Source organism: Mycoplasma sp. 4463, from assembly GCF_048381515.1.
Taxonomy (GTDB): domain Bacteria; phylum Bacillota_I; class Bacilli_A; order Mycoplasmatales; family Metamycoplasmataceae; genus Mycoplasmopsis.
In genome coordinates, this window is sequence record NZ_JBLWID010000014.1 from 1 (window position 1) to 20,404 (window position 20,404).

The 20,404-nt window shown below is 28.6% G+C and carries 18 protein-coding genes and 3 tRNA genes; 5 read left to right on the plus strand and 16 right to left on the minus strand.

Features of this window, described 5'->3' with window-relative positions:
* Nucleotides 1–130: 130 nt before the first annotated feature.
* From gyrA to ACNF36_RS01595, 16 genes are all read right to left on the minus strand, one after another.
* The gene (gene gyrA / locus ACNF36_RS01520; RefSeq protein WP_418303488.1) at nucleotides 131–2,764 is read right to left on the minus strand and encodes a DNA gyrase subunit A; all 2,634 of its coding nucleotides are present in this window, start codon (nucleotides 2,762–2,764) and stop codon (nucleotides 131–133) included.
* A 128-nt stretch (nucleotides 2,765–2,892) separates the two neighbouring features.
* On the minus strand, nucleotides 2,893–3,612 hold the full coding sequence (locus tag ACNF36_RS01525) for a pseudouridine synthase (RefSeq protein WP_418303489.1): 720 nt from the start codon (nucleotides 3,610–3,612) through the stop codon (nucleotides 2,893–2,895).
* Nucleotides 3,612–4,736 carry a nicotinate-nucleotide adenylyltransferase gene (locus ACNF36_RS01530; RefSeq protein WP_418303490.1) on the minus strand — a complete coding sequence of 375 codons (1,125 nt, stop codon included), beginning with the start codon at nucleotides 4,734–4,736 and terminating at the stop codon, nucleotides 3,612–3,614. Before ACNF36_RS01530 ends, ACNF36_RS01525 begins: the two co-directional genes overlap by 1 nt.
* A gap of 5 nt (nucleotides 4,737–4,741) precedes the next feature.
* The gene (locus ACNF36_RS01535; RefSeq protein ID WP_418303491.1) at nucleotides 4,742–5,956 is read right to left on the minus strand and encodes a Y-family DNA polymerase; all 1,215 of its coding nucleotides are present in this window, start codon (nucleotides 5,954–5,956) and stop codon (nucleotides 4,742–4,744) included.
* Complete coding sequence (sufU, locus tag ACNF36_RS01540) at nucleotides 5,940–6,362, minus strand: Fe-S cluster assembly sulfur transfer protein SufU (protein ID WP_418303492.1); 423 nt, start codon at nucleotides 6,360–6,362, stop codon at nucleotides 5,940–5,942. Before sufU ends, ACNF36_RS01535 begins: the two co-directional genes overlap by 17 nt.
* Entirely contained in the window at nucleotides 6,352–7,506 is a 1,155-nt protein-coding gene (locus tag ACNF36_RS01545) for an aminotransferase class V-fold PLP-dependent enzyme (protein WP_418303493.1), read from the minus strand. Before ACNF36_RS01545 ends, sufU begins: the two co-directional genes overlap by 11 nt.
* On the minus strand, nucleotides 7,506–8,024 hold the full coding sequence (locus ACNF36_RS01550) for a hypothetical protein (RefSeq protein ID WP_418303494.1): 519 nt from the start codon (nucleotides 8,022–8,024) through the stop codon (nucleotides 7,506–7,508). Before ACNF36_RS01550 ends, ACNF36_RS01545 begins: the two co-directional genes overlap by 1 nt.
* A complete protein-coding gene (locus ACNF36_RS01555) occupies nucleotides 8,024–8,467 on the minus strand; it encodes a transcription antitermination protein NusB (RefSeq protein ID WP_418303495.1) in 444 nt (147 codons plus the stop codon). Before ACNF36_RS01555 ends, ACNF36_RS01550 begins: the two co-directional genes overlap by 1 nt.
* Nucleotides 8,468–8,572: 105 nt before the next feature.
* Nucleotides 8,573–9,991, minus strand: a complete 1,419-nt coding sequence (locus ACNF36_RS01560) for a hypothetical protein (RefSeq protein ID WP_418303496.1) — start codon at nucleotides 9,989–9,991, stop codon at nucleotides 8,573–8,575.
* 123 nt (nucleotides 9,992–10,114) lie between these two features.
* Nucleotides 10,115–10,188, minus strand: a tRNA-Gly gene (locus ACNF36_RS01565).
* A 94-nt stretch (nucleotides 10,189–10,282) separates the two neighbouring features.
* Nucleotides 10,283–10,359, minus strand: a tRNA-Arg gene (locus ACNF36_RS01570).
* Between the two features lie 5 nt (nucleotides 10,360–10,364).
* A tRNA-Cys gene (locus tag ACNF36_RS01575) sits at nucleotides 10,365–10,439 on the minus strand.
* A 210-nt stretch (nucleotides 10,440–10,649) separates the two neighbouring features.
* Nucleotides 10,650–12,452 (minus strand): molecular chaperone DnaK, encoded by a 1,803-nt coding sequence (gene dnaK / locus ACNF36_RS01580; RefSeq protein WP_257088817.1) that lies wholly within the window; start codon nucleotides 12,450–12,452, stop codon nucleotides 10,650–10,652.
* Nucleotides 12,453–12,553: 101 nt separating this feature from the next.
* Nucleotides 12,554–13,450, minus strand: a complete 897-nt coding sequence (grpE, locus tag ACNF36_RS01585; RefSeq protein WP_418303497.1) for a nucleotide exchange factor GrpE — start codon at nucleotides 13,448–13,450, stop codon at nucleotides 12,554–12,556.
* 36 nt (nucleotides 13,451–13,486) lie between these two features.
* On the minus strand, nucleotides 13,487–14,530 hold the full coding sequence (locus ACNF36_RS01590; protein ID WP_418303498.1) for a heat-inducible transcriptional repressor HrcA: 1,044 nt from the start codon (nucleotides 14,528–14,530) through the stop codon (nucleotides 13,487–13,489).
* Nucleotides 14,531–14,638: 108 nt separating this feature from the next.
* Nucleotides 14,639–15,415 carry a class I SAM-dependent methyltransferase gene (locus ACNF36_RS01595; RefSeq protein WP_418303499.1) on the minus strand — a complete coding sequence of 259 codons (777 nt, stop codon included), beginning with the start codon at nucleotides 15,413–15,415 and terminating at the stop codon, nucleotides 14,639–14,641.
* A gap of 197 nt (nucleotides 15,416–15,612) precedes the next feature.
* Here ACNF36_RS01595 and gap point away from each other — a divergent pair, with 197 nt between their 5' ends.
* The 5 genes from gap (at nucleotide 15,613) to ACNF36_RS01620 (ending at nucleotide 20,311) form a co-directional block, all read left to right on the plus strand.
* Entirely contained in the window at nucleotides 15,613–16,614 is a 1,002-nt protein-coding gene (gene gap / locus ACNF36_RS01600) for a type I glyceraldehyde-3-phosphate dehydrogenase (RefSeq protein ID WP_323176595.1), read from the plus strand.
* A 95-nt stretch (nucleotides 16,615–16,709) separates the two neighbouring features.
* On the plus strand, nucleotides 16,710–17,480 hold the full coding sequence (locus ACNF36_RS01605; RefSeq protein WP_418303500.1) for a hypothetical protein: 771 nt from the start codon (nucleotides 16,710–16,712) through the stop codon (nucleotides 17,478–17,480).
* A gap of 154 nt (nucleotides 17,481–17,634) precedes the next feature.
* On the plus strand, nucleotides 17,635–18,096 hold the full coding sequence (locus ACNF36_RS01610) for a YhcH/YjgK/YiaL family protein (protein ID WP_418303501.1): 462 nt from the start codon (nucleotides 17,635–17,637) through the stop codon (nucleotides 18,094–18,096).
* A 13-nt stretch (nucleotides 18,097–18,109) separates the two neighbouring features.
* Nucleotides 18,110–19,465 carry an asparagine--tRNA ligase gene (asnS, locus tag ACNF36_RS01615; protein ID WP_418303502.1) on the plus strand — a complete coding sequence of 452 codons (1,356 nt, stop codon included), beginning with the start codon at nucleotides 18,110–18,112 and terminating at the stop codon, nucleotides 19,463–19,465.
* 75 nt (nucleotides 19,466–19,540) lie between these two features.
* On the plus strand, nucleotides 19,541–20,311 hold the full coding sequence (locus ACNF36_RS01620; RefSeq protein ID WP_418303503.1) for a hypothetical protein: 771 nt from the start codon (nucleotides 19,541–19,543) through the stop codon (nucleotides 20,309–20,311).
* The last annotated feature ends 93 nt before the right edge of the window (nucleotides 20,312–20,404 follow it).

The window sequence follows — 20,404 nt, forward strand, 5'->3', positions numbered from 1 at the left end:
GAAAAACACCCCAACATCATTGAGGTGTTATTATGTCTAATTAAACCTTCTGTCCATTTTTAGTGTCCCAGTTTAGTTTTTTTATTTTCTGTCTACTTTTCTTGTCCTAGTTTAAGCATTATTGTACTTTTTAATTATCTTGTGAAATAACTTCAACAGCAACGATTGAATCGTTGTCTTTTAAGTTAATAATTTTTACACCTTTAGCATTTCTTCCTGTTTCAGAAATTTGGTTAATTTGAGTTCTTATTGTTGAACCTGATGATGTAATTACTAAAAGCTCATCGTTTGTATTAACAAATCTAGCAAATACCAAGTTTCCAGCTTTGTTACTATCAATACCAGCAACTCCTTTAGAACCTCTTCTTGTTAATCTAAATTGTTCTTTGTCTGTAAGTTTTCCAAATCCTTTTTCACCAAGTGTAAGGATTAATGAACCTTCGCTATCTGATGAAGCTGATACAACTTCTTGATTATCATCAAGTTTAATTCCCTTAACTCCTAATGAATTTCTTGAAAGTGGTCTAATGTCATCAGATTTGAACATACATACATTTCTGTAGTTGTTTGCGATTAATACAGATTCTTCATTTCCAATCACAAATGCTCTAACTAACTGATCACCTTCTTTTAATTTAAATGCAATAAGTCCATTTTTTCTAATGTTTGCAAATAATTTAAGATCAGATTTTTTAAACATACCTTGTTTAGTTACAGTTACTAAATATTGATCATCTGAGAATTTATCAACATTAAGAATTGAGATAATTTTTTCTCCATTTTCGACATCTAGTCCTGAAAGGATGTTTACAAAAGGAACTCCTTTTGATTGTTTTGAACCTTCTGGAATTTGGTGTCCTCTTAATGCATAAACTTTACCAATGTTTGAGAATAATAATAAGTTTGTATGTGTTGATGCGTGAATAATCATTGCAATGTCATCATCTTCGTAAGTTTTCATACTTACTGAACCAACTCCACCTCTACGTTGTGTGTTGTATTCATCTAAGTCAATTCTCTTTACATAACCTTTTGAGCTTGATGTAATAACAATTTCTCTTTCATGGATTAAATCTTCATCTGAAATAACACCAACAGCCGATTCATCAATAACAGTTCTACGTTTGTCATTGAATTTTTCTTTGATTTCTTCAAGTTCTAAAACGATTTGGTTAATTAATTTTTCTTCTGAAGATAAAATGTCTTTGTAATGAGCGATTTCAACATTTAATTCACTAATTTCAAGATCCATTTTTTCAATGTTTAATCCTGTTAATCTGCTTAAACGCATTTCAAGGATAGCTTTTGTTTGTCTTTCAGTTAAATTAAATCTGCTTGATAATTTTTCTTGAGCTTCAGCATCTGTTTTAGATTGTTTAATTATTTTAACTACTTCATCAATGTTTGATACAGCGATTTTTAATCCAGCTAAAATATGAGCACGCTCTTCTGCTTTATTTAAATCAAATTTAAGTCTTCTTGAAACAACATCTTTTTGGTGTTCGATAAACACTTCAAGAGCTTGTTTTAAGTTTAATGTTTTAGGTTCTCCATTAACAATAGCAACTAAGTTAAAGTTGAATGATGTTTGGATATTTGATTTTTGGAATAACTTGTTTAAAAGAATGTGTGGATTTACACCTTTTTTAACATCGATAACTAAACGAATACCTTCTCTGTTTGATTCATCTCTTAAGTCTGTAATTCCTTCAACAACTTTTGCTTTGTGTAATTCAGCAATCTTTTCAATGATTGTAGTCTTTTTAATTGCATAAGGAATTTCTCTAATAATAATTTTTGATTTTCCATTAGGTTGCTCAATAACTTCACATTTTGAACGAACAGGAATGCTTCCTCTTCCAGTTTCATATGCTTCTAAAATCCCTTTTGTTCCAAGGATAATTGCACCAGTCGGGAAGTCAGGACCTTTAATGTGTTGCATTAATTCTCTAACTGTAATTTCAGGATTTTTAGCAAGAGCAATAGCTGCATCAATTGATTCACCTAAGTTGTGTGGTGGAATTTCAGTTGCCATACCAACAGCAATCCCTGATGAACCTGAAACAAGTAAGTTAGGAAATCTTGAAGGTAATACTGTAGGTTCCTTTTCACTTCCATCATAGTTATCTACAAAATCAACTGTATCTTTTTTAATTCCTTCTAACATTTCAGAAGCAATTTTAGACATTCTTGCTTCTGTATAACGCATAGCAGCAGCAGAGTCACCATCGATTGATCCGAAGTTACCATGTCCATCTACAAGAGGATAACGCATTGAGAAATCTTGAGCCATACGAACCATAGCTTCATAAACTGATGAATCACCGTGTGGGTGATATTTCCCTAAAACATCCCCTACAATACGAGCTGATTTACGATGTTGTGAACCAGGTGTAATTCCTAATTCTGACATATCGTAAAGAATTCTACGGTGAACTGGCTTGAGCCCATCACGTGCATCTGGAAGAGCACGTGAAACAATAACACTCATAGAGTATTCAAGGAATGATTGTTTCATTTCGTTATCAATAACAATTGGAATTAATCCTTCTGTTGGCGACTCAATGATTTGAGATTGAACTTGATATTCATCATTGTTTTGAGGTAATTCTTCCTCTTCTTCAACTTGCTCAACTACTGGTTGTTTTTTCTTGAAGATCATTTTGTTATTTTCTTCATATTCAAATTCTGTATCGTCTGAAGCTTTTAATGTAACATCAATTTCTTCAATTAATTTCTTGTCTTTGTCTTTATTGTCTATCATACAAACTCCTAACAGGATATATTTAAATGTAATTTAAATATATTATATATTTTTTACAAATTTATATAACATACATTATTTTTACCTTTTACAATAGTGTACAAGCTTTAAAAGTAAAAAAACAAAGACTATTTTTTAGCCTTTGGTTTGTTTACTCACGCTTTTAAAGTTTTAACTTCTTTGATTGTAAGTGGTCTATATTTTCCTACAGGAATGTTTTCAATTGTAATTCCAGCATATTCAACTCTTTTAAGATTGATAACTTCTTTATCAACTAATTTGAATAATTCCTTAACGTGATGGTAAGTCCCTTGTGTTAAAACAACAAAGTAACTTTTTGATTCAATATGAATAACTTGTTGGTTCGAAAATTTTTTGTTAATAATTACAGGTTTGTTTAATTTAGCCAATTCTTTTTTATCAAGAGGTTCATTTAATCTTGCTCTATAAACTCTCACAACTTCATATGATGGGTGCATTAATTTATTTGCTAAATCTCCATCATTTGTAAGAATAAGAACTCCAGTTGTATCATAATCTAATCTACCTACAGGAAAAATTTTATAAGGTGTATCAATTAAATCAGTAACTTTTGCTCTATTGAAATTATCTTTAAGTGTACATACAGTTTTTGGTGGTTTATTTAGAACAAAATAAACTTTTTGTTCTTCACCATTAATTGGTAATCCATCAACTAAAATGTCATCATTAAATGAAGCTTTATCACCTAATTTAGCTATATAACCATTAACAGAAATTCTTCCATCTAAAATCATTTGTTCAGCTTCTCTTCTTGAAGCAACTCCCGCTTTAGAGAGAATCTTTTGTAATCTTTCTTGCATTTCCATTAGTTACCTTCTTTCAAATCTATATCTAAAGGTGATTTACCACTTCTGTATTTGTTATATAAAGCAAGTTGCTTATCTGAAAAGACAACTCCTTTGTTAATGTTGTAATCATAAGCATCTTGAACTGCTTGTGAAAATCCTGCTTTTAAATCTTTTAAAGCTAGAGCTCTTACTTTTTGGATACCAGGATACTTTCTTCCTTGACAAATTTTGTCAGCTATATAAACCACAATATCAAGCGGCGTCATATTTTCTCTCATAGATGTGTGATATTTAACTGCATTTAAAATATCTTCATTTTTAATTCTCAAAGCGTGTTTAAGAATTAAGTAACCTGTGTATTGGTGCAACATATGGTTTTCAAAACTATCTAATAATTCAGGTTCATTTTCTTTGATTATCTGCATTGAAACTTCGGGATCAATTTCTTTTGCAATGTCGTGAACTAACCCTGCAAAATAAGCGTCTCTGGCAGATAGTCCGTGTGCTTTTCCGAGTGCAACTGCAAATTCGGCACAAGACATAGAGTGCTTTGCTCTAAGTGCTGTAAGTGTATTGAAAATAATTTGCTCTATATATAATCTGTGTTCTGCAATGTAATCTGCAACAACTTCTGGAACAAAGTTTAATTCACCTTTTTTATATAAAGTAGATGATTCAGGTCAAATTGGGTTGTTTAAAATTAAAGCATTATATTTTTTTGCATAAATTTTGTTGAAATTGTTACTTCTTTTGAAAACAACAATTTTTGCAAGCTTACAAATTTCATCAATATTTTTTCATTTATTAAGTGACATTAAGTTGTCTGAACCAATGAGCAAGAATAATTGGTCATTTTTGTATTTGTTTTTAAAGTATTTAAGTGTGTCAATTGTATAACTAACTCCACCACGTTTAACTTCAAAATCAGATACTTCGATTTTATCTTCTCCATCTGTAGCTAATTGAATCATTTTAATCCTGTGCTCACCTGAAGCAGTTTTTTTAGTTGTCTTAAATGGTGATGAATATGTAGGAACAAAAATTAATTTATCTAAATTAAGTTCATTAATTGCATATTTAGCAATTTCTAAATGACCCTTATGAACCGGATCAAATGAACCACCAAAAATCCCTATTTTCATAATACCTACTTTCTGTATAAGCTACCTTGTAAGGTGAATTTGCTTTTTTCTTTGTTTACATTTTTAGTTACACCAATGTTTGCAAAGTTAATATTTAAGTTTTCATACTTTTTAATTTCAGTCGCTTCCTGGAATAATGGAACTGGTATGTAAATATCAAAAACATCTCTAAGGCCTGATATTCTTACACCTATACCAATGTATTCTTTATCACTGAAGTGTTTATCAAATAAATCAAAAGCAACTCTATGTAAATCTTCATATGTGTTGATATATTTGGAAATTTTATGTTGCTTTGTAAATCATTTTTTCTCTTTGGTTCTGATTAAAACAGAAACTACATTTCCAACTAAATTGTGTTTAATAGCTCTTCCTGAAACTTTTTTAATTAGATCATCAAAGTATTTAATTTTAATTTCTTCATCCATATAGTAATCTTCAAAAGTAATTTCATTCCCTAACCCTTGAAGTTGTTCTTCGTGATGTTGAATATTTTCATAATAATAAGGTTGTAAATTTTTAAGTATTGTTTCAGCATACTTACCAAATAATGTTTGCATTAGCAACATATTTGTAGATGCTTTATAAAGGTCACCAATTGTTTTTAGTCCCATTGATTCAAGTTTTGGAGCAGACCTTCAACCAATTCCGTGAAATTCACCAATTGGTAAGTGAAAGAATTGATCTTTGAAATTAGCTTCATTAGTAAATCCAATTCCAAATGGTTTTGAAATGTTAGTAGTCATCTTAGCTAAAAATTTGTTGTGAGATATACCGATTGTGATCGGAATATCGAAAACTCTTAAGATTTCTTGTTGGATTTGTCTAGCTAAAAACTTTGGTGAAACTTTTGTTTTGTAAACTAAATTAGTTACATCTAAAAAACATTCATCAATTGAGGATATATGAATATTTTCTGTGTATTTTCTACCTAAAAAACCAAAAATAGAGTTAGATGTACTAATGCATAAATCCATATCAACATCAACGAACACTGTTTCAGGAACTAGTCTTTTGATTTCTTCTTTTTTCATTCCAACACGAACTAATTTTGTGTTTTTTAATTCGTAACTAATAGACACAGCTATTGCATGTGATTTACTTTTGCATATTGCAATTGGTTTTCCTTTGAGTAGTGGATATTTTAATCTTGCTACCGATGCAAAGTAACTATCAAAGTCAATATGGAAAATAATCGGTTTTTTAGTTGTTGTTCTCATCTTGGTAAGCTTTTGTGATTAAAAGAGCGCAATTAACTCTGTTTAAGTGTGATTTAACGTTATAGAAAACTCAAAGGTTTTCTAATTTTGTAATTTGCTCATCGCTTAATTGTTCTTGATTAACAAACTTTTCAAAAAGCGAAATAAGCTTTGAGATTTCTTCTTTAGTTTTATTTTTAATTAAACTTAAGAACATATCAGTTGAAGCAACAAAAATTGCACATCCAATTCCGTTAAAGTTCGCTTCTTTGATTTTGTCATTTTCTCATTGAATGTCTAATTGAACTTTGTCAGAACAAGTGTTACTGTAATGGGTCTGAAATTTATCATCTAAATCTTTTTTGTTAACTGGGTTTTTATAATGCTCCATAATCATTTCACGAGCTTCATTTTGATTAAAACGCATAAAAGTCACCTCCATTTTTTAATTCTTCAATAAGTTTGTCAATATCTTCATATGAATTGTAAATTCCAAGTGAAATTCTTAAAAATGAATAATTATCTTGAATGTTTCTCAAATAAGGAGCGCAGAAAATTCCTGCTATTGTGTAAATTCCTTTTGAACCTAAATAAGTAGCAACATCCTGAGGATTAATTCCCTTTACATTAATAAGCGCAATGTTGTCACCTGGTTTTGAGAAAACTTCAATATTCTCTAATGTAGCTAATTGATTGTGTAAGTAAGTTGATAAATCCTTAAGAATTTCTTGAGTTTTTTCATATCCAATTGAGTTGAAAAAATCAAGTGATTTATCAAACATGAAGAAACCACCTAAATCAGGTGTTCCTGGTTCAAATCTTGAAATTGTCTTTTTAATAGTTCAATTATTATCTTTACCGATCGCATCAACTGAACCACCACCAAATTTAACTGGTCTAAATTGTGAAAGTAATGTATCTTTAATTGCTAAGACACCCATTCCTGTTGGTCCATAAAATTTATTTGTGCTGAATGCTATTGCATCAAAATCATTTAAGGAAGTTTTTTTATGACTAATAGCTTGTGCTGCATCAGCTAAAATTACAATATTTTTTTCTTTTGCTATCTTACAAATTGCATTAATATCTAACGAAATATTAAAGTTGTTAGTTTCATTAGAAAATGAAATAAGTTTAGTTTTCTCATTAATGTCACTTAAAATGTCATTTGACACAACAACTTTTGAATTTGTTTTTTTAGCAATTTCTAATCAAGGAATAATGTTTGAAGAGTGATTGTATGAGCTTAATAAAATTTCATCACCATCTTTTAGAATTTGTCCCATCATTTGAGCAAACATATTAATTGATTCAGTTGTTCCTGATGTGAATATAACTTCTGTTTCTTTTGCATTGATTAGATCAGCAACTTTTGAACGAACTCTTGAAATTGTTTGATTGACTTCACTACCGATTGGTGTATCTGCTGTACGTGATGAAATTGATTTATTAGAATAAAAATCAACTAAAGCATCAACTGCAGTTTGAGGTTTTAAAACTAAGGCAGCTGAATCAAAATAAACAATAGACTTTAAGATTGGAAATTGTTCTCTAATTTCTTTATTTTTCATTAAAGCACCTTCTTTAGAATAGAACGTAAAACAGTGTTGTAATTTGGCAATTTTTGAAACTCATCTAAAAAGTCATAGTAGTATGTTCTTTTAACTTTATTAACTAAAAGATCAAACTCGTGTTTAGTTTCTTTTTTTGATAATGACTTATTGTTAACTAACTTAATTTGGTTATTTTCTAAATACTCAATATCAAAAGTTAAATTATCAATGTTGTAATATTTAGCAATTAGTTGATAGAACATAAAATGATAAAAGTTGCTAATCATTTGATTTTGAGCATCAGTTGCATTTGCTTCAAATTCAATGTGACTTAAAAACTTATCAATAAGTTCATTAAGTGTATTTGAAGAAATACTCATTTCTTTTTTATCGTAAGCTGAATTATCTACTTGCTTTTTGATTAACTTGTAGTTAGCAAACTGCTCGATTGTAAAATAAAATTGCTTGATAATCTTTTTTAGATGTGAGTTGTATGCAATTACAAATTTAAGATTGTTAATTTTGATTGATGACATTATTTTGCTTTATCCATTAACTGAATTAATTTGTAATAGTTTTCTAAAATACCATTAACAAACTTATAGTAACTTTCTTCTTGTGTCACGTTTGATTGGTCTAATGCTGGTGGGAAGAACATTTTTGTAATTTCAACTGACTCATTGAAAACAATTTTAGGTTGATTATTGAACAACTCAAAAGCACCGTTTAAAATGATTGCTCTAACAACTGGAGAAAGTCTTTCTCAACTTCAGTCACTGTTTAAAAGCGATGATAAAGTCTTTCTAAAAAACTTGTAGTTAGATGCAATTAAACTTAATCTTTTTGTTTCTTCAATATCAATAAAATCAAATTCAGTAACTGCAGCAGGTACATCGATTGCTTCATTTAAAAGTTCGTATTTGTAAAGAACTTGAATAACATTTAATCTGATTTCTCTTCTTGATTTTTTATTACTCATAAAATACTCCTTAAATATTTTTTTAATTATATTAAAAAAATGTTTTTATGTATTTTGCTTTTAGTTCTATGGTATAGAAAGTTTAAAAAAATATCTAACTTTTAGTTAGATATATTTAACAGATTTTCTTGCTTCAATCTTGTTTTTGATTAATTCAAGAAGTGAGAATAAAGTAGATAAAATAAGTACATAAATTGGAATTGAAATTAAGGTTCTGAATATGATTGGTATCATAATTATTAGATAATTATTGCCTACTGTGTAATTACGTTTTAAGAATAAGTTTGCATAATTAACGAAGACATAAGGTCCATAAATTCATCTACATACAATCATAGCAATTAAAACGATTCCGATAATCATAAATAAGTTTATGAAATAACTTGCGATTCTCTTATTTTGATCTTGTTTTGTGTACACATAGAGCATGATGAACAATAGAACAAAAGTTAGAATAAATGAAATTGCAATTATTATGTATAAAGTAGCATCTGTAAGAGCACCAACTCCAAAAATTTTACTGATCTTAAGACCTTCAATTAAGTTAGTTTTTTTATTTTTAACAAAGAACTTTGGATTATCTGAATTCGATACTAAAATAATTGTAAGGAAGGTAGAAAAGAGTGAAATAAGTATCGTTACAAAAGTTGCAATAACCGCTTTCATTGACTTTGTTTTATACATAAAAATGAATAGTTTTGTAATCAATACAACTGCAATAGGCACTATTGCATACATCCAGTATCAAGATCAAATTCCACCATTAAATAATAGTGCAAAAAAGTCTGATGCAACTCCTAAAAGTGCTGCTTTATAAGTTGTCAAAAAGATTGCATAGATAATATAAAACACATATTCAAAATTCAATCCAACTTTTGAAAGTGCTGTAAATTTAACAAGTGTCTGAACTATTAAAAATAGTCCCATTGTTATTCCGGCAATTGACATTTCATAAACATCGAATTTAAATTCAACATTTTTCAATCTTGAAAACTTGTTTTCAGATTCTGAATTGATTAAATAAATTAGTTCATCAACCTTTTCAATCGAATTTCTTTGCTTATCTGAAAGGTATAAAGTGTTTACAAAGAAAATTTTGTAAAAAACATCAACAGGTGGTATTACTGCTGTTAGATACAGTAAATTGATAAGGTGCTTTTTATTACTTAATACAAAATGCATTCTCGGGTTAAAGGTGTAATAACCATTTTTGACTTTTTTACCTAGCTCACTGGTATCATAGAGTGATTTAAGAGAATAAATAACTCAAATTATTGGAGCAAAAATTAAGTATGTATATCATTGATTATTCTCAACTACATTTGATTTTCCAAAAATTGCTAAAACAACAAATGTAACAATTATTAAAAAGGTTATTATTTGAGAAATTGATTTAATTATCATCTTTTTATTTAAAAGACTTATAAATAAATCATTGATATATCAATGATTACCTTTATATTCTAATGTTTTCACAAATTTTTGTCTTCATATATTTTTGTCTTCATATATTTTTGTCTTCATATTTTTTTATATTATAAGTAATAAGTAAATTTTAGTAAGTAAAAAAGATAAAAAAACAACTCCCAAAAGGGAGCTGTCTTTCATAACAAAAAAACAAATGAGGTCAGCGATTTCTCGCTGATATGGAGCGAGTGAAGGGAATCGAACCCTCACAGTCAGCTTGGAAGGCTGAAGTTCTACCATTAAACTACACTCGCATTCGTTATTGGTGTAAATATTATAACACACAATTAATTTTTATAACGAAATTTTTTAAATTTTTTATTTTCTCGCACAAAGCAAAGCAACATCTGGCGCGCCCGACAAGACTCGAACTCGTAACCTTTAGGGCCGTAACCTAACGCTCTGTCCAATTGAGCTACGGGCGCATTTATGGAGGCACCAACGGGATTCGAACCCGTAATCAAAGTTTTGCAGACTCATGCCTTGGCCGTTTGGCTATGGTGCCTTGTGCTAACTTATTATAGTATATTTTTTATACTATGAAAATTTTTTTATTAAATTTTTAAACAATTTAATGCACTATTTATAAATCTAATAAAAACATATATTTATTAACAATAAATATAGAAATAAATTGGTTTTATTAAGTTTTTTAATTACAAAAGCAAATAAAAACACCATAGTTTGCACTATAGTGTCCTAATATCTATATAAATTATTCTTCAACTACTTCAGCAACATCTTCATCAGAGTTATTTTGTGATGCTTGTTGTGTATTTTGAGCATTTTGTTGAGCTGATGCATTAGCGAAGTTTCTGATAACTTCTTCAACTTGGTCTAATTTTGTTTTAAGAGCAGGAATATCTTTTTTGTTAATTAATTCTTGTAATTCACTAATTAATTTTTCAGATTCTGCTTTAGCTTTTTCATCTAATTTGTCACCTTGTTCTGCGTTAGCTTTCTTAATTTGGTCAATTAATGATTCAGCTCTAACGATTGTTTCAGCTTCTTCTTTACGTTTTTTGTCAGCTTCTTTGTTTAATTCAGCTTCTTTAATCATTCTTTCAATTTCTGCTTCTGATAATTTTGAAGAGTTTTGAATTGTGATTGATTGTTCTTTATTTGTTTTAACGTCTTTAGCTTTAACTGTTGTAATACCATTAACATCAATTGAGAAGCTAACTTCGATTTGAGGAATTCCTCTAGGAGCTGGTTCAATACCTGAAAGGTTGAATTGTCCTAATAATTTGTTATCTGAAGCCATTTCTCTTTCACCTTGAACAACTGTAATCGTAACTTCTGTTTGGTTATCTGCAGCTGTTGAGAAGATTTGAGATTTTGTAACTGGGATTGTTGTATTTCTTGGGATAAGTGGTGTAGCAATACCTCCAAGTGTTTCAATACCTAATGTTAATGGTGTAACATCAAGTAATAAAATGTCATCAATGTCTCCTGCTAAAACAGCACCTTGAATAGCAGCACCAATTGAAACAACTTCATCCGGGTTGATTGAACGGTTAGGCTCTTTACCTAATGTTCTTTTTACCATTTCTTGAACAGCTGGCATTCTTGTTGATCCACCAACTAATAATACTTCGTGTAAGTCGTTAGCTGTAATTCCAGCTTCTTTTAAAGCATCTTCAATAGGTTTTCTTGTTCTATCTAATAAGTTAGCTGTCATAGCTTCGAATTCGCTACGTTTTAATTCTAATTCAACGTTTAATGGTCCGTTTGGTGTGATTGCTAAGAATGGTAAGTTAATAGCAGCTGTTGATTGGTTTGATAAGTCAATCTTTGCTTTTTCAGCTGTTTCTTTTAATCTTGACATAGCCATTTTGTCGCTTCTTACATCAAAATCGTATTTTGATTTAATTTGTGAAATCATTCATTCAACAATAGCGTGATCTCAGTCATCTCCACCTAAGTGGTTGTCTCCTGAAGTTGATAAAACTTCAAATGTTCCGTTTTCTAATTCAAGAACAGAAACGTCAAATGTTCCTCCTCCTAAGTCATAAACAAGAACTTTCATTGATTTATCAGTTTTTTCTAAACCGAATGCAAGTGCAGCCGCAGTAGGTTCATTGATAATTCTAAGAACATCTAATCCAGCAATTTTACCTGCGATTTTTGTAGCTTCACGTTGAGCATTGTCAAAGTAAGCTGGAACTGTAATAACAGCTTTAGTTACTTTTTTACCTAATTTAGCTTCTGCATAATCTTTCATATATTGTAAGATCATTGCTGAAATTTCTTCAGGTTTGTAATCTTTTCCATTTAGTTTAACTGTTTTATCTGTTCCCATTAATCTTTTAATAGAAACAACTGTGTTTGGGTTTGTTTCAACTTGTCTTTTAGCAGCATCCCCAACAATAATTTCATCTCCTTTAAATGCAACTACTGATGGAGTTGTTCTTTTCCCATTAGGGTTTTCTAAAACAACAGGTTGTTTATTTTCAATAACAGTAACAACAGAGTTTGTTGTACCTAAGTCAATTCCTAATACTATTTCTTTAGCCATATTTAATCTCCTTTTGCAATAAAATGTTTTTTCGTCCTCTTTTTAATTGAGTATATTATAACAGAAATTTAGCAAAACAATAATTTATTTGCTAAATTTTTTTATTTTATTTTTGAGATAACAACTGATGCAGGCTTAACTACTCTATCACCAATTTTTAAACCATATCTAACTACTCTTATAATAGAATTGTCAGCTTTATTATTATCGTGTTCAATTTGAACAACTTCTTGAGTGTGAGCATCGAATTCAGAACCTACAATTGGGTCAATTAATTGGGCACCATTTTCGTTAAATAGATTTTCAAATTGTTTTGCAACAATTGAAAATCCAAAGCAGTAGTTTTTAACAACTTCATTATCTGAATTTAAACCAGCATTCATAGCCCCCATATAATTGTTATATGGTTCCATGATTTCTTCTAAAAACTTAGATAATGCATATTTTTTGTTTTCTAAAACTTCTTGTTTTTTTGTTTCATTAGTTTTTGTAACTAATTCTTCATATTTTTGCTTGAAGTTTCCATCTAATTCTTGAAGTTTTAATTTGTATGTATATTGATCTAATTGAATTTTGTTTTCTAATTCTTTAACTTTTGCATTTAAAGAATCAATTTGTGAAGATAATTGAATTTTTTCTGCATTAAGTTTTTCAATTTCTGCAGCTAATAATTCTTTCTCTTTATCATTAGATTTTGATTCTTCTTTTTTAATGTGTGAAATCTGAAGTTTTATGTCTTTTAAATTAACATAAGCTTTTTTACCACGAAAGTCTTTAAAAATGTAATCACTTGGAAACACTAATTTAATAGTTAATTTTTTATTAAATTTTTGACCAATTAAATATTTGTCAAAATCAGGTAAGTATTCATTTTTACCAACTGTGATTGTTTTTTTACCTTTAAATTCAATAATTTCTTTTGAATCTAAGAAAAGCTCAAATTCAGCAGTAATTTTATTACCCTCAAAAATCTTTCCCTTTGTTAAATAATTATTCATTTTTCTCCTCTTTTGCTCCTAATTTTTACAGCAAGATTATTTTTTCTTATTGCTTAAAATTCTTTCCAACATTGCAAGCGCAGTCTTCATATCATCATATTTTGAAGTAGTAGCACCTACTATAGCAATTTCAGTGATTTGATTATGATTGCTAATTTTCTTAGACATATATGTTCCTGAATTATCAATTTGAATTCTTATGTTTTCTTCATCTTCAATTTGAGATTCAATACTTTCTCAAATTGAGTGATTTTCAATCAACTCAATCATTTTTGAAAGGTCTTCTCTTTGAATATTTTGACTCAAGATAATGTTATTTTTTCCATAAACATTGTTTTTATTTCTTGTTCTAGTCTTGAAGTTGCCAAAAACATTTCTAACAAATGAGTTGATAAGCTCTTGATATTTTTGAACTGCTTCTTTTAAAATAGGTTCTAAAATTGCGACAGTTTCAGGAATTTCACAAAGTGGTTTATCAACTAATCTTTCTTTGAAAATTCTTACTGCTGTTTTAACATCAGTCATTTTAAATTCGTTATTTTCAATATTTAAAATTCTTGAAAATACATCACCATTTGATGTAACTAATACAATTGTTGCTTTTGTAGGTGACAATACAACTAAATCAATACTTTTAAGAAGTGTTTGATCATCGATATTATTAGTTGTAATCATTGTATAACCTGACATATCTGCAATAATTTGAGCTGCTTTTTCGACTGTATTATTAATATCAACTTTTTTGTTTGCTAATATAGCTTCAATTTTGTTTTCAAATTCAGATGTCTGTGGTTTAGCAAGATATTTAGCATAATAATTAAGACCTAATAAAGTAGGAATTCTTCCACTTGTTCCTGACTCTTTTATAAGGTAACCTAACTCTTCAAGCTCACCTAAAATGTATCTCATTTTAGCACTTGAAAAATCTAATTCAGGATGTACCTTACTATATTTTTCAACTAAATATGCACTACTTACAGCGTTTCCTGTTTCAATGTAAGCTTGAACTGTAGATCTTAAAACTGGTTCGTGTTTTGGTTTTAATCTTGTGTAATCTGAAGTTTCTTTTTTTGTTTCCATAGAAAATATTTTAGCATAAGTTAGCAAAAAACAAAGTTAATTGCTAAAATTATTTACAAGATGAATCCTTCTTTAATTTAATAAAGAAGTCATTTGCTAAATTAACAATTAACTTTCTTTTTTAATTACATAATAGATAGCATTATCACTAAAATCTAATGCATTTTTGGTTTCTTTTCCTAAACTATCTCTATGTGCATATTTATAAATTTGTTTAATTCCAGCTTCATTTAAAAGCGACATAATTTCATCAAAATCATAATAAGATAAAACACCTTTTTGTCCTTCCTGATAGTAGACAAAGTCACCTTTATCTCAGTTAGAAATATTTTTAAACTTAATTTCTTTTTCTTGCTGCTTAATTAATTTTTCTCTATTAATATCACCTTTAGCTTCGTGAGCACTAAAAACTATGTATCCATTAGGTTTTAGTGCAGTATAAGCATTTTTTAATGCATTAATTTTATTAATTCTATAAGGGATGCACATTAGTGAATTGAATGTGAAGATCATAAAATCGTATTGCTTTTGATATTTATAATTTGATAAATCAACTTCATAAAAATTCACATTTATGTTAGTTTTATTTGAATGATTTTGAGCTAAATATTCTTTAGCTTTTTTAATTGAATTTTTACTAATATCATAGCCGTCAAGGTTTAAAAACCCTAAATCAAGTGCTCCAAATATAAAACGTCCAGTACCTGTTCCTAAATCTGCAATGTTTGCAGTTTTAGAAATATTTAAGTTTTTTAGTCAATATTTTTCAGCATTTAAAATGCCAACATTTTCAATAGCTTCAAAATAATGTTTCAGTGAACTATCAGTATCATAAACTGAAGTTAACTCATTAACTGACATAGTAATAGTTTGTGAATTTTTCATAAAGCAATTATATTAAAAGTTAGATTATCACACTCAATTTTTAGACTAATTCATAAGCTGCATAAAGATAAAAAGCTAATATTTAATTTATAAAATTAAATAAATACACTTTTTTAAAAAAAGTATAATATATAAGCAATTTATAAATAGCTTTATAAATTATCAAAAGTTTAGTTTAGATATAGAAAGGAAGCAAAATTATGAAAAAAGTTGCTATTAACGGATTTGGAAGAATCGGAAGATTATTCTTACGTAGATTATTACAAACAAACTCAAAAGATATGCAAGTTGTTGCTGTTAACGACTTAACAGATCCAGCTACATTAGCTCACTTATTAAAATACGATACAGCATACCACACATTACCAGTTGATGTTGAAGTTAAAGAAGGTGCTATTGTTGTTAATGGAAATGAAATTAAAGTTTTATCAGAAAGAGACCCTGAAAACTTACCTTGAGCAGAATTAGGAATTGATCTTGTTGTTGAATCAACAGGATTCTTCACAAAACGTGAAGGTGCAGAAAAACACTTAAAAGCAGGTGCTAAAAAAGTTGTTGTTTCAGCTCCATCAGATAAAGATGTTAAAACAATCGTTTACAACGTAAACCACAACATCTTAACAAGCGAAGACAAATTAATCTCAGCTGCTTCATGTACAACAAACTGTTTAGCTCCAGTTGTTAAAGTTTTAGTTGACAACTTCGGAATTAAAAGCGGTTTCATGACAACAGTTCACGCTTACACAGCTGACCAAAGATTACAAGATGCTCCTCACAAAGACTTAAGAAGAGCACGTGCAGCAGCACAAAACATTGTTCCTACATCTACAGGAGCAGCAAAAGCTATCGGATTAGTAGTTCCAGAAGCTACAGGTGTTTTAAGTGGTTCAGCCCTTAGAGTTCCTACAATTACAGGTTCAGTAGTTGACTTAACAGTTGTTTTAGACAAACAACCAACAGTTGAAGAATTAAACGCAGCTGTTAAAGCAGCAGCAAGTGAAACATTATTATATACAGAAGCTCCATTAGTATCTTCAGATATCGTTGGTGCTACATATGGTTCAATCTTTGATGCTCAATTAACAGATGTTTTAGAAACAGAAAATGGGAGACTTTACAAAGTTATTTCATGATATGACAACGAAATGTCATACGTTTCACAATTAGTTAGAACAGTAGAACACTTTGCTAAATTATAATAATCAATGACACAGCTAAAACAGCTGTGTTTTTTGTTGCTCATCTCAAAAACTTAATATAATTAATAATATATTAATCATATTAAGGAAAAAATATGCCTTTTACATTAATCGCAATTTCTATAATTCAAGTTATCTTAGGTTGATTTGTTATTTTCGAAAAATCTGGTCTTTTATTTTACAAATCACTTCTAAAATTAACTAATGTAAAAATTGAACAACTTAAAACTTGAAATAAACAAAACAAAGTGGTAAACATAAAATACCTTGAAGGTAAAGATTATCTATTGAAAACTATCCAAAACAAGCTTATTATTCCTGCAATAGTGTTATTTTTCATTCACGTAGCTTTATATGTTGTTTTATTTTTAGAACTATTTTTACTACCTGGCAATGATCGTTTCAATGAAATATATAAAATATTATTCCCGATAGTTGTTATACCAATTAGTTATTTACAATTCTTTTCATTGTTTATTATTCCTTACTTTTTTGTGTTCAAGAAAAGGTTAAATGACGAATTCAAAAAAGCTAAGAAAGTTAGATTTAGTCCTAATGCAGAAATGTTTGAAGGGGTTGAATTAACTGAACTACAAATGTCTGACATAAACTTATTCAAATTTAATGACAAAAACCCTAGATTAATTATTTGAAAACCTATTGTGTTCTATGGTAAAGCTGAATCATTTAGTTCAATTTTCCCTATTAATATAGCTTCAAGAAAAATGAAAAACAGAGCTAACATCGAAAAATTAGCTTACTTCTTATTAAACTTCGATTCAATTGGAGATTGGCTCAAATCAGAAGATAAGCAAGTTTATGTTAAAGTATATAGAGCATTATTTGAAACTCAAAATTTCTTATAAATTAAACTATAAAACTACTTTTAAAGCTTACTCACTAGCTTAAAAGTAGTTTTTCTTATTATCAAGTTAACTGAAAATACTTTTTATTTTCTTTAAGTTCATAAGTTGTAAAAAATAATATAATATTAAAATATTATATTATTAGGAGGCTTCAATGATATATGACAAGTTTGTCAACGTAGGTAAATATGATTATGGCAATAGTAGCTTAAGTGAAGCAATGAATTTAATTAATTCATATGATTTTGATAATTTACCATATGGTGTAACTAATATTGATGAAAATATTAGAATAGTGAAACTTAATTACACACCATTTTATAACCATTTATTTGGTGAAATCCATAATAGCACTATTGATATTCATATTAATTTACTTGATACAAAAGAAGTTGTTTATTATGATTTAAATCCAAATAATATAAACAATGAAATTTTGAATGAAAATAAAGATAATGATGTTAAATTCGTTCAAATGAATTCATACGATAATAAATTAATGTTAAACAAAAATGAGTTTGTTCTTTTCTTTGAGAATGAGACACATATGTTTGATTTATTAGACAAAAATAGTCCAAAAGACAAGATAATAATTAAAATTAAGACCAATAATTAATTAGGAGAAATTTATGTACTCAATTAAAAAAATATTATTAAGACCTGAGTTTTTTGACGGTTGAACTGATGTAACTATTAAAGGGTGAGTTTCATCAAACAGAGGAAACAAAAAAATTCGTTTCATTGAAGTAAACGATGGTTCAACTATTTCAAACTTGCAAGTTGTCTTCAAAGGCGAAGCTTTTGATTTTGACTTATTAGACCAAACTAAACCTGGTTCAGCAATCATTATTAAAGGTTCATTGCACGCAACACCAAATGCACCTCAACCAATTGAATTAGTAGCTACAGAAGTTACAGTAAAAAAAGTTGATGAAGATTATCCAATTCAAAACCAAGAAATCAACCTTGAAACATTAAGAGAAATTCCACACTTAAGACACAGAACAAACTTAATTAAAGCAATTATGCTTGTTAGAACAACATTAGCTCATGAAATTCACAAGTACTTCATTTCAAAAGAATTCTTCTTAATGGCTTCTCCAATTATTACAAGTAACGATGGAGAGGGAGCTGGAGAAACTTTTATAGTTTCGGATAACGAATCAAAAGATCCATTCTTTGGAAAATCTAAGAAAGCTACATTAGGTGTTACCGGACAATTACACGGTGAAAGTTACGCAGTTGGAATGAACAAAATTTATACTTTTGCACCTACATTTAGAGCAGAAAACTCAAACACAAAAAGACACTTAGCAGAATTCTGAATGATTGAACCTGAAGTTGCATTCTACAACTTATTTGATGTTATTCATTTAGCAGACGATATGCTTAAAGTGGTTGTAAGAAACACATTAGCTAAAAACAAAACTGAAATTGAATATTTAGATAAAGTAACAAACAATGGTTTAATCGAAAGATTAGAACACTTTGTTGAAACACCTTTAAAAATCATTGATTATAAAGAAGCAATCGAAGAACTTAAAAAAGTTGCAGATACTTTTGAAAACAAGGATATTTACTTCGGTTTAGATTTAGCTTCAGAACACGAAAAATACTTAACAGATAAACTTTATAAAGCACCTGTTGCAGTAATTAACTTCCCTAAAGATTTCAAAGCATTCTATATGAAACAGAATGAAGATAGTAAAACAGTTGCTGCATTTGACTTATTAGTACCTGGTGTAGGAGAAATGATTGGTGGTTCTGAACGTGAATCTGATTATGATAAATTAGTTACACGTGTAAAAGAATTAGGCATTGACCAAGAAGATTTACAATGATACTTAGACTTACGTAGATTTGGGCATATGTTAACTTCAGGATTTGGAATTGGATTTGAAAGATTAGTTATGTATGTCACTGGTACAGAAAACATTAGAGAAACAATTCCATACCCAAGATCAAACGGAAGCATCAAAATGTAATTTAAACACTCTTTATGAGTGTTTTTATTTTTAAAAAGACGTGTAAATAATATAATAATTAAATAAAGGAGTTTAATGAAATTAATATTTAACGATTTGCCAATTTGAGCTCACTTACTCATCTTAGCCGTGTTTTTTGCAATTTTAATTCTAATACTAACTTTTGCACATTCTTTCATTCAAAAAACTGTAAGATTAACAAATTCATATAAACAAGTACAAATTCAAAAATGAAGTGAAGAAAATAAAGTTGTGAATAAAAAGTATTTAAACGGAGCTAAAAAGATTTTTAAATATATCACTATACCATTTATTATGCTATCTGCTTGAATTTTTATTTCACTTGTCTTTTCTATTATGGATATAGTATATGCAGCTAGAGAATTAAGTATTAGTGATTCACTTGATACATCTGTTTTATATACATTAATAATAGCATCCAGCTGCATAATAATCACATTAATGTTCATTTTTCATATTGTTATGTATTCTATACAATATGCAAAATTTGTTAAATTACTTAAACAAATTAAAAATAGCAAAATACAATGAAAAGAAAATGCAAAACTATTCACTAAAGCATATGACAATAATGGAAGCTCAACTGAATTTGAACTTAAAAAAATTGGTGCAAACAGTGACTTCAATAAATTTATGAATAATGGTGTTATAGGATTAGCTATTAATGGTGTAAGAGAGTTGTTTGCTCCTAAATTATGAAAATGAAACAAAGAAAGCTATAGCGATATTACATACTTTGTATTCAATTTTGAAGATATAGAAGAATTTTTAGTTAATGAAAATGATTCGTATGTTAGAGTTTGAAAAGAATTAAATCAAAAGTAAATGAAAATCAACTAGATTAAACTGGGACACTAAAAATGGACAGAAGGTTTAATTAGACATAATAACACCTCAATGATGTTGGGGTGTTTTTCA